Source organism: Lysobacter enzymogenes, assembly GCF_017355525.1.
Lineage (GTDB): Bacteria > Pseudomonadota > Gammaproteobacteria > Xanthomonadales > Xanthomonadaceae > Lysobacter > Lysobacter enzymogenes_C.
Window position 1 is genome coordinate 315161 of record NZ_CP067395.1, and the last position, 14012, is coordinate 329172.

The 14012-nt window shown below is 70.9% G+C and carries 12 protein-coding genes; 6 read left to right on the plus strand and 6 right to left on the minus strand.

All coding sequences use genetic code 11. The features are described from left to right. Positions 1-14: 14 nt before the first annotated feature. On the minus strand, positions 15-908 hold the full coding sequence (locus tag JHW38_RS01615) for a DMT family transporter (RefSeq protein WP_207524300.1): 894 nt from the start codon (positions 906-908) through the stop codon (positions 15-17). A gap of 524 nt (positions 909-1432) precedes the next feature. Between JHW38_RS01615 and JHW38_RS01620 the strand changes: the two genes are divergently transcribed. After that, positions 1433-2971 (plus strand): tetratricopeptide repeat protein, encoded by a 1539-nt coding sequence (locus JHW38_RS01620; protein ID WP_207524301.1) that lies wholly within the window; start codon positions 1433-1435, stop codon positions 2969-2971. A 40-nt stretch (positions 2972-3011) separates the two neighbouring features. Here JHW38_RS01620 and JHW38_RS01625 read toward each other — a convergent pair whose 3' ends face one another. Continuing rightward, positions 3012-3896: a DUF1684 domain-containing protein gene (locus JHW38_RS01625; RefSeq protein ID WP_207524302.1), complete on the minus strand. Its 885-nt coding sequence runs from the start codon at positions 3894-3896 to the stop codon at positions 3012-3014. A gap of 295 nt (positions 3897-4191) precedes the next feature. After that, positions 4192-4485, minus strand: coding sequence for a cyclic-phosphate processing receiver domain-containing protein (locus JHW38_RS01630; protein ID WP_207524303.1), 294 nt, complete (start codon positions 4483-4485; stop codon positions 4192-4194). Positions 4486-5157: 672 nt separating this feature from the next. On the opposite strand from JHW38_RS01630, the gene JHW38_RS01635 reads away from it, so the two are divergent. From JHW38_RS01635 to JHW38_RS01645, 3 genes are all read left to right on the plus strand, one after another. Then, entirely contained in the window at positions 5158-5457 is a 300-nt protein-coding gene (locus JHW38_RS01635) for a PAAR domain-containing protein (protein WP_207524304.1), read from the plus strand. Positions 5458-5536: 79 nt separating this feature from the next. Beyond that, positions 5537-6130, plus strand: coding sequence for an HAD family hydrolase (locus JHW38_RS01640; protein WP_207524305.1), 594 nt, complete (start codon positions 5537-5539; stop codon positions 6128-6130). Positions 6131-6465: 335 nt separating this feature from the next. After that, positions 6466-7860 (plus strand): hypothetical protein, encoded by a 1395-nt coding sequence (locus JHW38_RS01645; RefSeq protein WP_207524306.1) that lies wholly within the window; start codon positions 6466-6468, stop codon positions 7858-7860. Positions 7861-7911: 51 nt separating this feature from the next. On the opposite strand, the gene JHW38_RS01650 is transcribed toward JHW38_RS01645, so the two are convergent. From JHW38_RS01650 to JHW38_RS01660, 3 genes are all read right to left on the minus strand, one after another. Beyond that, positions 7912-8364 (minus strand): hypothetical protein, encoded by a 453-nt coding sequence (locus JHW38_RS01650; protein WP_207524307.1) that lies wholly within the window; start codon positions 8362-8364, stop codon positions 7912-7914. Positions 8365-8611: 247 nt separating this feature from the next. After that, positions 8612-9955: a S41 family peptidase gene (locus JHW38_RS01655; RefSeq protein WP_207524308.1), complete on the minus strand. Its 1344-nt coding sequence runs from the start codon at positions 9953-9955 to the stop codon at positions 8612-8614. A 70-nt stretch (positions 9956-10025) separates the two neighbouring features. Beyond that, complete coding sequence (locus tag JHW38_RS01660; RefSeq protein ID WP_207524309.1) at positions 10026-11156, minus strand: linear amide C-N hydrolase; 1131 nt, start codon at positions 11154-11156, stop codon at positions 10026-10028. Positions 11157-11719: 563 nt separating this feature from the next. Here JHW38_RS01660 and JHW38_RS01665 point away from each other — a divergent pair. Both JHW38_RS01665 and JHW38_RS01670 read left to right on the plus strand, forming a co-directional pair. Next, positions 11720-13246 (plus strand): PhoPQ-activated pathogenicity-related family protein, encoded by a 1527-nt coding sequence (locus tag JHW38_RS01665; protein ID WP_207524310.1) that lies wholly within the window; start codon positions 11720-11722, stop codon positions 13244-13246. Between the two features lie 30 nt (positions 13247-13276). Further along, entirely contained in the window at positions 13277-13876 is a 600-nt protein-coding gene (locus JHW38_RS01670; protein WP_207524311.1) for a hypothetical protein, read from the plus strand. Positions 13877-14012 lie beyond the last annotated feature (136 nt).

Genomic DNA, 14012 nt, shown 5'->3' on the forward strand with positions numbered 1-14012 from the left:
GGCCGTTCGTCGGGTCAGTGCGCTTCGCGCCGTGCCAGCCACACGCCGGCCAGAATCAGCGCGCCGGCCGCGGCCATCGATGCGGTCACCGGTTCGTCCAGCAGCAACCACGCCCAGGCCACGCCGAACAACGGAATCAGGTAGGTCACCAGCGAGGTGCGCGCGGCGCCGATGCGCGCCACCAGGCGATAGAACAGCGCGTAGGCCAGACCGGTGCACAGCAGGCCGAGCATCAGCGCCGCGCCCCAGGCGCGCGCGGGGATCGCCTGTTGCGGCCAGTGCGCGATCGCCAGCGGCAGCATCAGCAGCGCCGCGCTGAGCAGGGTCGCGCCGGCCACCGCCGCCGGCGGCAGGCCGCCGAGATGGCGCCGCACCAGATGCAGGCCGACGCCGTACAGGAAGGCCGCCGCGCAGCCGGCCGCGACCGCCCAGCCGATGCCCGCGCCGGCGGTCTTGCCGGCCGCCAGCACGCCGACTCCGGCGAAACCGCCGAGCAGCGCCAGCGCGCGCCGGCCGCCGATCTTCTCGCCGAAGAACACGAAGCCGACCAGCGCCGCGAACAACACGGTCAGGGCGCTGGTGATCGCGCCGATCCCGGCCGGCGCGCGCTCGGCGCCCCAGGCGAACAGCACGAACGGCACCGCCGAGTTGACCGCGCCGACCAAGGCGAGCTTGGGCCACAAGCGCAGCGGAAACTGCGCCCGCGCCCGCCACAGCAGCGGCGCCAGCACCGCGGCGCCGAGCGCCAGGCGCAGTTCGACCAGCGGCACCGGCCCGAACGCCGGCGCGGCCAGACGCATGAACAGGAACGACACGCCCCAGATCGCGGCCAGCGCGGGCAGTTCCAGCGCGTCCAGGCGCAGGCGGGCGGCGAAGCCGGTTGAGGCGGGGGCGAGGGCGGCGTTCATGGCGGTCCTACCTGAAAGGTGTGGGACCACTGTAGGCAGATGCTGGACCCATTCGTGATCCAGAACTTGGCAATTTTATGGAGCCAGTTGGCGGGCCGGCCCAAGCCGGCGCGACGTGCTCAGTCGTTGCCGCCGGGCCCGGCGGTTACGGGCCGCACTCGGCCACAGCCGCGCTTGCGGGCTGCGCGGTTCCCGGTGCGCGACCTTGCTGTGGCCCATTCGCCGAGACCACCTCGGCGCGATCCGTCGCGTCGCCCTCGCAACGCCTTTCGGCGCTGGCGCAACGCGCCGCCGTGCTGCCAGAATTGCGCGGCGCTGTGCAGGGGCGGCGTACGGAAACGGCGAAGGATGCCGGTTCCCGATGCGATTCTGGATGCGGATTCCCGATGTGGATTCCGAAGCCAGCCGACCGCTTTCGCGCGGCCGGCTGCGCGGTCCGAGGACGCGCTCGCTCCGGCGCTGCGCACTGCACCCGCCCATGCGGGGCGCGGCTTCGCTTTCCTCTCTCAAGCAAGGATGCCTGCATGCCTGTTCGACTCCGTTTCGCCCATGCCGCGGTGTTGGCCAGCCTGGCCGCTCCGGCGTTCGCCGCCGCACCGGCCGTGCCGCCGCAGTGGCAGGTCTACTGGGACAAGGTCCAGGCGGCCGACGCCATCGCCGACGACGAGGCCCGCTGCAAGGCCTATCCCGATCTGCCCGGCAACCAGTGGCTGCCCGGCGCCGCGCAAGGGCGCTGCAGCCTGCTGCGCGCGCCGGCGTGGTCGTTGGATCAGATCGAACAGTCGCTGCGCGGCGGCGGCGCGGCCGAACTCGACCGGCGCTTCGCCGCGTTGCTGGCCCAGCACTACAACGATCAGGCGCAGCGCGAACAGATCTTCCGCGCGTTCAAGGCTTTCGACGCCAGCGCGCGCGCCAGCGCGGCGGCGCAGCGCTGGCTGAAAGATTCGCCGCAAAGCGCGTTCGCGCGCGTCGCGTTGGCCAGCCACTACCAGACCATCGGCGAGGACGCGCGCGGCTTCTCGGCGCTGAGCCAGGTCGGCGAAGCCCAGCAGCAGGACATGCGCACGCAGTTCGCCAAGGCGGTTCCGCTGTACGAGCAAGCGTTGAAGCTCGAGCCCAGGCTGAGCGTCGCCTGCGTGCAGGAAATGGCCATCGGCCGCCATCTTTCGAAGGAACTGGAGGCGAGCGCGACGCAATACTGCCAGGCGATCGACCCGGATTCTTACTACGTCGTCTACGGCCGCATCCTCGCCTCGCAGCCGAACTGGGGCGGCTCGATGCCGGCCTTGCGCGCGGCGGTCGAAGACGCGCGCCAGCGGGTCGAGCGCAATCCGATCCTCGGCGCGCTGGTCGGCGAGGCCGACGGCTTTCCGGTCTCGCCGATCTCCGGCACGCCGATGGTGGCCGGCGAACTGGCGCGGGTGTCGCAACTGGCGCCGAGCGGGACGCTGATGAGTTATGCCGCGCGCGCCTATGGCCAGCAGGGCGACCATTGGCAGGCGTTCGTCTACGCCTCGCAAGCCACCCGCTACTGGCCGCACAACGCGGATTTCCGCGCCTTGCGCGCCACTGCCCTGGTCAGGCTGGAGCGAAGCGACTGGGCCTTGCGCGATTTTCGCCAGGCCGTCGAAGACGCGCCGCAGGACGCCGACGCGCTGAGCCAACTGGTGAACTTGCTGTTGCAGGAGGGCAAGACCGACGAAGCGCGCGCGTATGTGGCGCGGATGCGGACCGTCGCGCCGGAAAACTTCGGCCGCGCCCAATATTTCCTATGCGCGCAGCTGGCGCAGTCCAGGCAGGTCGGCGGCGAAGCGGTTCGCTGCGTGAACGAACTGGCCGCGGCGGTACCGCAGGTTCTGGAGGTGGTGCAATTGCGCGCCTACATTCTGTACATGGCCAAGGACCCGGGCGCGCTGGCGGCGGTCGACGCCTTGGTGGCCTGGCCCAACCCCGACGACGATGTGCGGCTGCGCGCCGTGATCGACCGCGCGCGCGCCTGGAAGAACGAACTGCAGCCCGGCAATGCGCCGGCGGCGACACCCGCACCGGCACCGGCGCGCTGAGCCGCCGCGCCGCCGGCGCCGGATCCGCATGCCCGCCGGGTCAGCTCCCCGGCGGGTACTTCTCGCCGAACTTCAGCTCCACCGGCACATAGGTGGTCAGATTGACCGGACAGTTGTAGTAGTCCGAATGCGCGCACAGAAAACTGTAGAGCGTGTTGAAGTTCAGGCTCAACGTCTGCGGCGGCTGGCCGGCGGGAAAGTGCGCTTCCAGCGAACGTCCGCCGCCGTAGCTGGTCTTCTTCGAGGTCTTGTCGGTGAAGAACAGCAGCAGGTGGTCGATCCTGTTCCAGTCGTTGCTCTTGTTGAACGCGCGCAAGGTGTAGGTCTTGCCTTGCAGCGGCAGTTCGACGTCGCCGATCCAGTACATCGTGCCGGTATGGTTGCGCGAGTCGAGGTGGCTCACCGCCTTGGGCACGTCCTTGCGCGCGAATTTCGCGTCGATCACGCCCTTGGGGTCGTAGGGGAAGAACGACAGGCCCTTGAAGCGCTGCTTCACCAGCGCCGGGTTGTACAGCCAGGCCTTGACCGAATTTTCGTAAGCCGTGGCGCGCACGCTCAGACCGCCGGGCAGCGCTTTTTTCTGGTCGGTCGCCTTGAGCAGGTCGACCGGCTGCTTGATGTCCGGCGCGTACAGCATCGCGCGGCCGTCGCGGAAGACCACCCGCACATCGTTCGCGCCGCCCGCGCCCGGCGACCAGCGCAGCGCGGCGACGTCCGCGCCGGCGGACAGATGCGCGGAAGCGCCCGGCGCGATCACCGCGACGTCCTGGATCGCATACATGCCGGCCGGCCCGCTGGCCTGCTCGGTGAGCCCGGCGCGGAACGCGTCGTAGTCTTCGCGCGGACCGGCCGCGGCGACGCAAGGCAGCGCGAACAGCAGCGCGAGGCCGAAGACGGTTCGCAGCGGCAAGGAGGACGGGCGCATCGCGGGCTCCGGCAGGGCGGGACAATGGGCGCAGCTTAGCCAAAGCGCGCGCGCCGCGCGCCGGTCGAACGTCGGGTCGGCGGGGTGATGTTTGTCAGCCCGATGCCGTCGGCGCGGTGGCGCGGCGCGCGCCGGACAGGCAGAGCGCGGCGGATCGACACGACGCGCGGCGCGAGGCGTCCGCCGCGAGAAGTCGCGCAGCGTCCGTCGGCGCGGCTCGCCTGAATCGGGCGCAGGATCGGTCGGGCGCGATTTGCGCGATGCGCGCTCCAGCTTGCGGCGCTGCGGTGATCGCTTATTCGCCGCGCAAGCGCCCGATCGCCTCGATCGCCGCCAGCATCCGCCGCCGTCCCGCCGGGTTGGCCGAATGCACGCGCATGCGCGGCGGCGCGAAGCCGCGTTCGGCCACCGCTTGTTCGATCCACAGCAGCACGTCGTAGCCGGTGCCGCGCTCGTCGTCGCCGAGGTCGTGGTCCAGGCTCAGTTCGGTCACTGCGCCGGTTTCGAGCAGTTCGATCGCTTGTTGCGGCCAATACACGCGGACCCAACCGGGCGGGGTGTCGCGTTCGTCGTCCAGGTAGACGCGCATGTCCGGGGTTCTCTCGGCGGCGGCGGCCGATGCTGACAGCGCGCGCGCGCATCGGCAAGCATCCCGCCGGCACCCGGCAAGGATCGTGCCGGAACCATCGCCGGACCGTGCCGCTATCGCAGCTTGCGCGCGCGGTTTGCGCGGAATGGGCCGGCCGCCACGGATCGCGATATCCGCGGCGAAATCCTGTCCTCCGCGGACGCCTTGCGAGCGTTAGACCTAGCGGATGCCGCCGCGGCGAAGGAGCGCAAAGGGCCACGGCCGTTTCGTACGGCGCGTCATTCGAATCACGCGTTTTCGAGCAACGCGCCGTCGAACACAGCGATTTCAATCAATGCGTTTCAAACGCCTTTATCGATCCGTCATCGAAACTTCGCAGGCCCTTCATGCGCGCTCCGCCCGCTCCCGCCGAACCGGCCCGGCGCCCCGCCGGCCGCCGTCGCCGTGCCGGCCGCACTGCATCCGCCGTCGCCGTCCTTCGTATCTCCTGCTGCCGGTTCCGCGTCGGCATCGGGCGCGCGGACGGGTCCCACAGCGATGACGAGGCAAGCCGATGACCGCCCAGAACCGGAATTTCCCGCGCCCGCCGTCGCAATGCGCGCAGCGCGCGGTCACGCCGGCAGCGCTGCGCCGTTGTCCGGTCTGACTGCGCACTCGGGAAGGAGGCAGACGATGACCCGCTATTGGATCCAGGCCGGCGACACCACCAGCGGCGGCGGCCGCGTGCTCGGCGGCGCCGTCGCCGGCGGCCGGCCGCGCTGGGCGCGGATCGGCGACGCGGTGCAGTGCGGCCTGCACGGCGCCACGACGATCGTCACCGGCGATCCCGAGCAACCCATCGACGGCCGCGCGGTCGCGCGTCACGGCGACTTCTGCGCTTGCGGCTGCATCCTGATTTCGCTGAGCCAAATCCAGTCGATCGTCGAACTGGGCACCGACCTGATCACGCAACCGCAGGCGCGGCGCGGCTGAGGCCGAGCGACGGCCGGGCGCGACCGGCTACACTGCGCGCGGGCCGCTTCAGGTCCGCTGGCAGGACGCGCTGCGCCGCATGGATCTGGCCCTGTTCGATTTCGACGGCACCATCACCGAACGCGAGACCTTCGCCGGCTTCGTCCGCGCCAGCATCGGCCGGCGCCGCCGCTGGCTCGGCGGCGTGGCGGTCGCGCCGCATTACCTGGGCTACAAGCTCGGCTGGCTGTCGGGCGAGCGCGTGCGCCGGCGGGTCATCGCGGTGGCGCTGCGCGGCCGGCCCGAGCGCGAGGTGCGCGCGGCCGCCGAGCGGCACGTGCGCGAGGTGGTGTCGGCGATGATCCGACCGCAGGCGCGCTCGCGCATCGACTGGCACCGCGCGCGCGGCGACCGGGTGGTGGTGGTGACCGCGAACCTGGACCTGTTCGTGGCCCACTGGTGCGAGCAGCAAGGCCTGGAATACATCAGTTCGCGCCTGGAAAGCCGCGACGGCGTGCTGACCGGCCGCTACCTCGGCCGCGACTGCTGCGGCGAAGAAAAGCCGCGGCGGGTGCGCGAACGCATCGATCTGCAAGGCTACGGCGAGGTTTACGCCTACGGCGACACGCCGGAAGACCACGGCTTGCTGGCGCTGGCGGACCGGCGTTTCTATCGCTGGCGCGAACTGGCGTAAGCGCGGCGTCCCGCGCAAGCCAAGCCCACGGTCCGCGCGTTGCGCGCCGCGCATCACGCGCGAACCGCGACGCGGCGCCGAACCCGCACGCGGCGCGGACGCGCGCCCGATCGTCCCGCATACGCTCGCCGACGCGCGCCGGCGGCGATTCCATGACCGCGTAAGCGCCGCGCGCATGACCGCGCGCACTGCGCTTAACGCCGCCGTCGCGCGTATAGCCATGCGCTATGGCAACCATCGGTTCAAACGATTTCCGCCCATCGCCGCGCCGGCCTAGCGTCGCTGCGGGCTGTCGCGGCCGCGACGGCCTGTCCTCCATCGATGGGAGAAACCGCATGAGGCACCGCCAGTCTCCGCGCCGGCGCGCGTGGGCCTTGCTCGCAGTCGGCGCGTTCGGCGCCTGCGGCATCGCCGTGGCCGCCGATCCGCCGACCAGCTATATGCCGGTAGTCATCAAGGAAACCTTCGCCGCGATCAAGGCGCGCATGGAACGCGACAAACCGGGCATCGAGCAGCGCCAGCGCAGCCTGCTCGAACAACGCTACGACCTGTCCGACCAACCGGTGCGCGGCGTGACCATGTCCGGCGGCAAGCCGGTGCAGGGCGGGGTGCGCGTGCGCCTGCCCGCCGGCACCGGTTGGGAAGAACTCGCGGCGATGACGCCCGAGCAAATCCGCGAACGCGGCCTGTTTCCGGCCGGCTTCCTGCCGCTGCCGCATCCCAACCATGCCGAAGGCGGCATGCTGTTTCCGAAATTCCATATCGAAGCGGTCAAGCGCGCCGAGCAGCGCGACCTGACCCGCTTCGACCTGGACTTCGACTTGCCCGACCGCTTCCTGCCGGATTTCCCCGCGCCGATCTACCTGACCACGCGGCCGGACCTGGGCGATGTGTCGAAGGGACAGTTGGTCACCATCAACAACTACTACGAACTGTTCAACGGCGTGCTCAATCCAAAGCAGCTCGAAGGCCTGCGCCTGCTGGTGACGCCGTTCGCGCAGCAGCAGTTCAACCAGACCGAGGACCGGCGTTCGGCGCTGCCGAGCCGCGGCGTGGCCTGCCTGGATTGCCACAGCAACGGACACACCGTCGCGGCGACGCATCTGGTCGGCGACATCCGCCCGCAGCCGTTCCGCCATCGCATCGACACGCCGACCTTGCGCGGGGTCAACATCCAGCGCCTGTTCGGCTCGCAGCGCGCGCTCAAGACGGTGGAGGATTTCACCGAGTTCGAGCAGCGCGCGGCGTATTTCGACGGCGATCCGGTGATCGCGACCAAGAAGGGCATCAACATCCTCGACCGCGGCCATCAGGTGCACGCGATGGGCGAGTTCCAGGCGATCCTGGATTTCCCGCCGGCGCCCAAGCTCGACCTGTTCGGCAAGCTCAAGCCCGACGCCAGCGAGGCCGAGAAGCGCGGCCAGGAACTGTTCTTCGGCAAGGCGCAGTGCTCGGCCTGCCATCTGCCGCCGTACTACACCGACAACAGCATGCACAACCTGCAGGTCGAGCGGTTCTTCAAGCCGCAGACGATCAACGGCCGCTACGCCAGCGCGGACGGGCCGATCAAGACCTTCCCGCTGCGCGGGATCAAGGACTCGCCGCCGTACCTGCACGACGGCCGCCTGCTGACCCTGGAAGACACGGTCGAGTTCTTCAACGTGGTGTTGCAGACGCGCCTGGAGAAGCAGGAGAAGCAAGACCTGGTCGCGTTCCTGCGGACGCTGTGAAGCTCGGGCGGCGGCGTTGCCGCCGTCGCGACCCCGGCCGCGCCGCCGCGCTCAGAACGGCGGCGGCACGGCCTGGTTCCAGCCCGCGGCCTGATGCGAGGCCGCGCCGGGCACGGCGTAGAGCCAGACGTGCGCGTCTTCGCGCAGGCGCAGCAGGTCGGCGGTGAAGACGCCTTCGGCGAAGCGGATGGTCTGGCTGCCGTGGATCGGGCAGGCGACGGCATGCACTTGCTCGTAGCCTTGCAGCTCGACCGCGCGCGCGAGCGCCGCGCGGTAAGCCTGCCAGTCGGCCTGTTCGCTGATCGCGTTCTGGTCGGCGCTGCCGACCAGCACCAGCACCGACATCGTGTCGGCGGAATCGTCGAGCACGTGGCTTTTGCCGCCGGGCCACCACATTTCGCAGCGGCCGCTCGACGCCGGCAGCGGGCTGGCGCCGTCGAGGATCATTTCGATCGCGCGCATCACCGTCGGATGGGTCGGTTCGAGGGTGGCGATGACGTACATGGCGGGCTCCGTCGGCTGGGATGCGGTGCCAACGCGCGAACGCGGCGGTCGTGAAGCCGGCGCGCACGAAAGCCCCCTCCCGCGCGGGGAGGGGGCTGCGCGGAACGGCGCCGGCTATCGGTGAGGTTGGGATGGGTAACCTCAGGGGCTCGTCCGGCGGCCGCGCTGCGCATCCATGAGAACGCGCGGCCGCGGCGGTTGTGAATCCGGATTCGCGAAAGTCGCCGGGCCGGACGTGCGCGGCGCTTCAGCGCCGGTAGCGGCTGCTGCGGCCGTCGCTGCGCTGGGTTTCCAGCGCGCTCACGCGGCCGTCGGCGCCGCGTTCGAAGCGCAGGCGCACGCGCGGGTCGTCGCTGAGGCAGAACAGGTCGCGCTGCAGCGCGGTCAGCGCCTGCGCCGGGCGGCGGCCGTCGCGCAGCAGCAGGCGGTCGCCGTCCTGCTCGATGCGCAGGCGCTCGTACTGGCCCAGGTAATCGGTCGGCGCGGCCGCCACCGGCGCGGCTTGCGCGCGCAATGCCTCCAACGCCCAGCGCGCTTCCAGCGCGGCGGGGCCGTCGCTGCGTTGCGCCACGATCCGCTCCAGCGCGCGGCCGCGCGCCGTCGCCAGCGCCTGCGCCGCGTCGACCGCGAGGTCGGGCTGCACGCCGCGGCCTTCCCAGTTGCCGCCGGTGATGGGGTTGGTCGGCGAACCGGTGGCGACGAACACGCGGTAACCCGCCGGCAAGGCGAACTCGCCGCCGGGATTGGCCGCGCCGCCGCTGGCTTCGCCGATCACCGTGGCGCGGCGCGCGGCTTGCAGGGTGTAGGCCAGCGCTTCGGCGGCCGAACCGGTGCGCGCGCTGGTCAGCACGTACAGCGGCACGTCCAGGCGCGGCTGCGGATACCACTGCCGCGGCGCCTCGCTCTCGCTGCGCAGGCGGCCGCCTTCGCGCCAGCGGAAGGTGTTGTAGATCGGCGCCTCGCGCGCGGTGAAGGCGCTGACGAGATAGCCGACCGAAGCCGGCGCGCCGCCGCCGTTGCCGCGCAGGTCCAGGATCACCGCGTCGCTGCCGGCGAGCAGGGCCAGCGCGGCGTCGAGCGCGCGCCGGGCCGGATCGGCGGCGTCGGCGAAGTCCAGGTCGGGCAGTTCGCGCAGGTCCAGATAGCCGAGGTTGCCCGGCAGGGTTTCCAATGCGCGCACGCCGTAGTTGCCGCGGCGCGCGGCATCGGCGTAGTCGGCGTCGGGCGGAGCGGGGCCGCGGCCGGGCGCGGGTGCGGCCGGCGTATGCGCGGGATCGCGCCATTCGACCCGGAAATGCTTGTCTTCCGGGCTCAAGCGCTGGCTCAGCGCGGTGGCGAGGTCGCGCGGGTCGGCGTAGGCGTCGTAGCGGCCGGCGCCGGCTTCGGCGCGCAATTGCGCGGCCAGGCGCGCGGCGCGCTCGGGATCGTAGAAATTGCGGTCGACGGCGGCGGCGACCGCGTCGACGATGGCGCGCGGCGCATCGGCGGTGGCGCCCGCACCCGCCGCCGCGCGCGTAGCGGCGGCGACGGGCAGGCTCAGGGCGATCGAACACAGGACGGCGACGAGCGAACGCAGGCGGCGCGGGTGCATGCAGGCTCCGGAATCGGGAAGGTGTCATCCCCGTGGATGCGTGCGAGCGCCGGAGCGTCGCATACAGTTGTCACAAGCTGGCGCTGACATCCTGGAACCACGGACCTTGCGCCGGCATCACCGGCACCGACGGCCAGTTTTTCGGCGCGGCGCTGCCGCCGCCGAAGTCGATGCCGCTGAGCTGCACGCCGTTGACGGTGGCGTTGAACGCGGTGTTGAAATAGAACGCGATGTTGGTGTGGTCGCGCGCGACTTGCCACATGGTCCAGTCGCCGAGCTGCGGGCCCGCCTTGCCGTCCTTGTGCACCAGCGCGGTGCCGTAAGGCGTGGCCTGGATCGTGGTCACCAGTTGCAGGGCGACGTTGACGATGGTCTGGGTGCTGCCGGTGACGCCGTCGAGCTTGGCGGTCGGCAGCCAGCCGCTGCCGTCCTTGGGCAGCTTGGCGAAGCCCTGGCGCAGCGTCCACGCCTTGACGTAGCGCGAGACCGAAGTGATGTCGCCCGGCAACCCGATCAGCCCCGCGCCGACCGGCACGCCGCCGGCCTTGCGCGAAGTGCCGGTGCCGACCACGTCGAGGTGGGCGTAGTTCTCCAGGTTGGTGCGTTGCCAGTCGTAGGTCGGCGCATTGGTCAGCACGCCGTCGTTGGTCGCGCCGTCGCGGTAGTCGGGACCGTAGACGACGGTCTGCCCGTCGACGCATTCGATCACCGCGGTCAGGCCCTGGCTGTCGGTGGCGATGAAGTGCACCGGCAGATACGTCGGCGCGCCGGGTTGCGGACCGACGATGCGCACCTTGCTCAAGGCCATGACCAGCGACGGCACCGAGTCGAACTGACTCATCACCCAGGCGGTGAAATCGTGGAACGCCACCGGTTGCTCGCCGGCGCCGGCTTTTTCGGCGAACACGCTGCCCGGCAGCCACAGCGCCGCGCACGACAAGCCGGTCTGGTTGATGCCGTCCATGAACATGGTGAACTCGGGGATCGTTTCCGGATCGCACAGGCCGACGAAGCCGTAGCTGCCGACCCACGGCTGCGAGTGGTTCTTGAACACCGGAAACTGCTGCAACGCCGGCACCCGGTACAAGCGCGTGGCGAGGGTGCCGGTGAGCTCCATGCAGCGCGCGGAGATGTGTTGCAGCGAAGGCTGGCCGGCGACGGCGGGCAGGTTCGGCACGGACAGCAGGAAGTTGGTGCACATGGCGGAATTCCTCTCTCTTGGCGTGGCGTGACGGGAACGCGCGCGACCGGGCCGCGCGCGATCGCGTGTCGGCGTGCGGACGGTGGGTCGCGGTGGCGGCGCTGAAGGCTTCGGACGCGGTCGGACGCGCAGTGCGAAGGCGATGTCGAAGATAACAACGCGACCGAAACGCACGACAGGTCAGCGGTTTTGTGACCGTTCGCGCGCATCGGACGATTCGTGTGCACGGTCGCTTGCGGCATGAATGAACGACGCGACGGTGATCGCGTACTCGTCGTCACGCGGCATGCACGCGAGCGATCGCGCGGCGGTGGCGGAAGCCTGCAAGGAGGTCGTTGCGTCGTTCCACACATGCGCACAGGACCTGCGCGGTCTGCGCCGAAAGACGCGACGATGCATCTAGCGACGGTTCGTCGTGCGGCGACGCACGCGCATGGCGCGAGCGCGGCGGCTGCGGCGTCGGCGCTCGCGCCGGGTCTCACCGCGTCGGGGTGACAATCCGCGCGGGCGTCCGCCATCGGCGCGGTTTATGCTGCGGCCCTTAGCCGCCCAGGATTCCGCACATGGCCCGTTCCCGTCTTGTCCGCGCGTGCGCCGTACTGCTGCTCGCGGTCGCGCTCGCCGCCGGCTGCGCCGCGCATGCCGGCTCCGTCGCGCCCACCGTCGCCGATTCCGCCGCCTCGCATCGCCCGTACGACTTCGGCCACGCGTGGCCCGATTACCGCCAGCGCCAATCGCGCCTGCCGCTGCGCTACGAAGCGATCGAGCGCGTGCGCCTGGACGGCGCGGAGAAACGCAGCTACCGGCTGTACTCGCAGAGCTGGCCGGAAACCGGCGGCGCCGATCCGGCGCAATGGAGCCATCGCGTCGATCTGTACGTGCCCGATGCGGCGCGGCCGAAGTCGGCGCTGCTGGTGATCAACAACGGCACCAATCGCGCCAACGGCAGCGACCCGCAGCGCCCGCCCGGCGATTTCGACGAGGCGCTGGCGCTGGAAACCGCGCTCGCGACCCAGACCATCGTCGTCTCGGTGTCCGACGTCCCCAACCAGTACCTCACGTTGCCCGGCGAAGCGCCGAAGAAAGAGGACGTGCTCGTCGCCGCGACCTGGCGCCGCTTCCTCGACGAACCCAACGCCGCCAACGCGACCGTGCCGCTGCACGTGCCGATGGCCGAGAGCGCGGTCAAGGCGATGGACCTGGCCCAGCGCGAACTGGCGCCGTGGCGGCTGCGCTCGTTCGTGGTCACCGGCGCGTCCAAGCGCGGCTGGGCGGCGTGGCTGACCGCGATCGGCGATCCGCGGGTCAGCGCGATCGTGTCGTACGTGATCGACATGCGGATCGCGCCGTTGATCGGCCACATCAACCGCGCGTATGGCGGCGGCTGGCCGATCGCGTTGCAGCCCTACTATCAGGAAGGCGTCACCCGGCGTTACCAGGAGCCCGCGTTCGCGCAGCTGATGCAGGTCGAGGATCCGTACGCTTATCTGCGCGGGCCTTACCGCTCCAGGCTGGCGATTCCCAAATACGTGGTCAGCGCGAGCGGCGACGATTTCTTTCCGCCCGACGCGCAGCGCCTGTACGTCGACGATCTGCCCGGCGCGACCGCGTTGCGCGCGGCGCCGAACTCCGATCACGGCGGCATCCGCCGGCATATCCGCGAGACCCTGATTCCGGCTTTGCGGCGCTGGAACCGGCAGCAGGCGCTGCCGCGGGTGCAGGCGCGGCTGAGCGAGCGCGACGGCCGTCTGAGCCTGAGCGCGCGCGCGTCCGAGCGTCCGGTGTCGGCGCGGCTGTGGCTGGCCGAGAATCCGGATTCGCGCGATTTCCGCTTCGCTTGCGGCGTGCGCTACCGCGAACAGGCGCTGGACCTGCGCCGCGGCGCGGTCGACGCGGCGCTGGCCAAGCCGGCGCGCGGCTGGGGCGCGGCCTTCGTCGAGTTCTCGTTCGCCGACGGTTTCGTCGCCACCTCGCCGGTGTTCGTCTATCCCGAGCGCGAGTTCCCGAGCCAGCCGCCGGCCAACGGCAGCGGCGCCTGCATCACCCTGCCGCCGCACGCCGCGGCTGCGCCGGCGCCGGCGAACGGGTAGGCTGTCGCCGGATCCAGGGAGAGGACAGGCATGAGTTCGAGCAGGTTCGGGGCCGCGCGCGCTGCGTTCGCGGCGGTATCGGTCGTATCCGTCATGGCGTTGATCGGCTGCGTTGCCGCGGACGCGCCGCAAAGCGCCGCACAGCCGGCGCCGCCTGCGCCGCCGCCGGTCGCGGCGGCCGCGCCGGCCTTCGATTTCGAAGCCTGGATCGCCGCCAACGCGAGTTGCAAGGGCGACTACATCGCCGACTTGCAGGACGCGCAGTTCGCCCGGCGCCTGCGCGCGGCGGGCGTCGGCATCAGCGACGACGCCAGCGTCGGCGAGGTCGGCGTCGGCTCGGGCACGCTGACGCCGGCGCGTCCGGTGCGTTTGCACGGGTTCCCGGTGCGTCAGGTGAGCTACTACTTCGACAGCGGCGCGATGTTCGCGGTGCAGGTCGACGCCAGCGCCGAACAGGCGCGCGCGGCGATCGGCGCGCAGGCCTTGCCGGCGGTGTACCGCGACGATTACCGCGAAGGCGTGCCGACCGCGGCCGCGAGCGAGGACGTGCCGATGCCGGACATTCAGTTCGTACGCGCGGGCAAGCGGCCGGGGACGCAGGAGATCGGGTGCGCGGCGTTCGATGGTTGAGTCGTTGCTGGGGTAGGCGGGGTTCGGCGTAGTTGGGTTTTCGCGGTCGCGGCTCGCGCCGCTCCTACATGGGCTGCCTGTAGGAGCGGCGCGAGCCGCGACCGCGACGCTACGCCCACTGCGCAACCACGCCCGA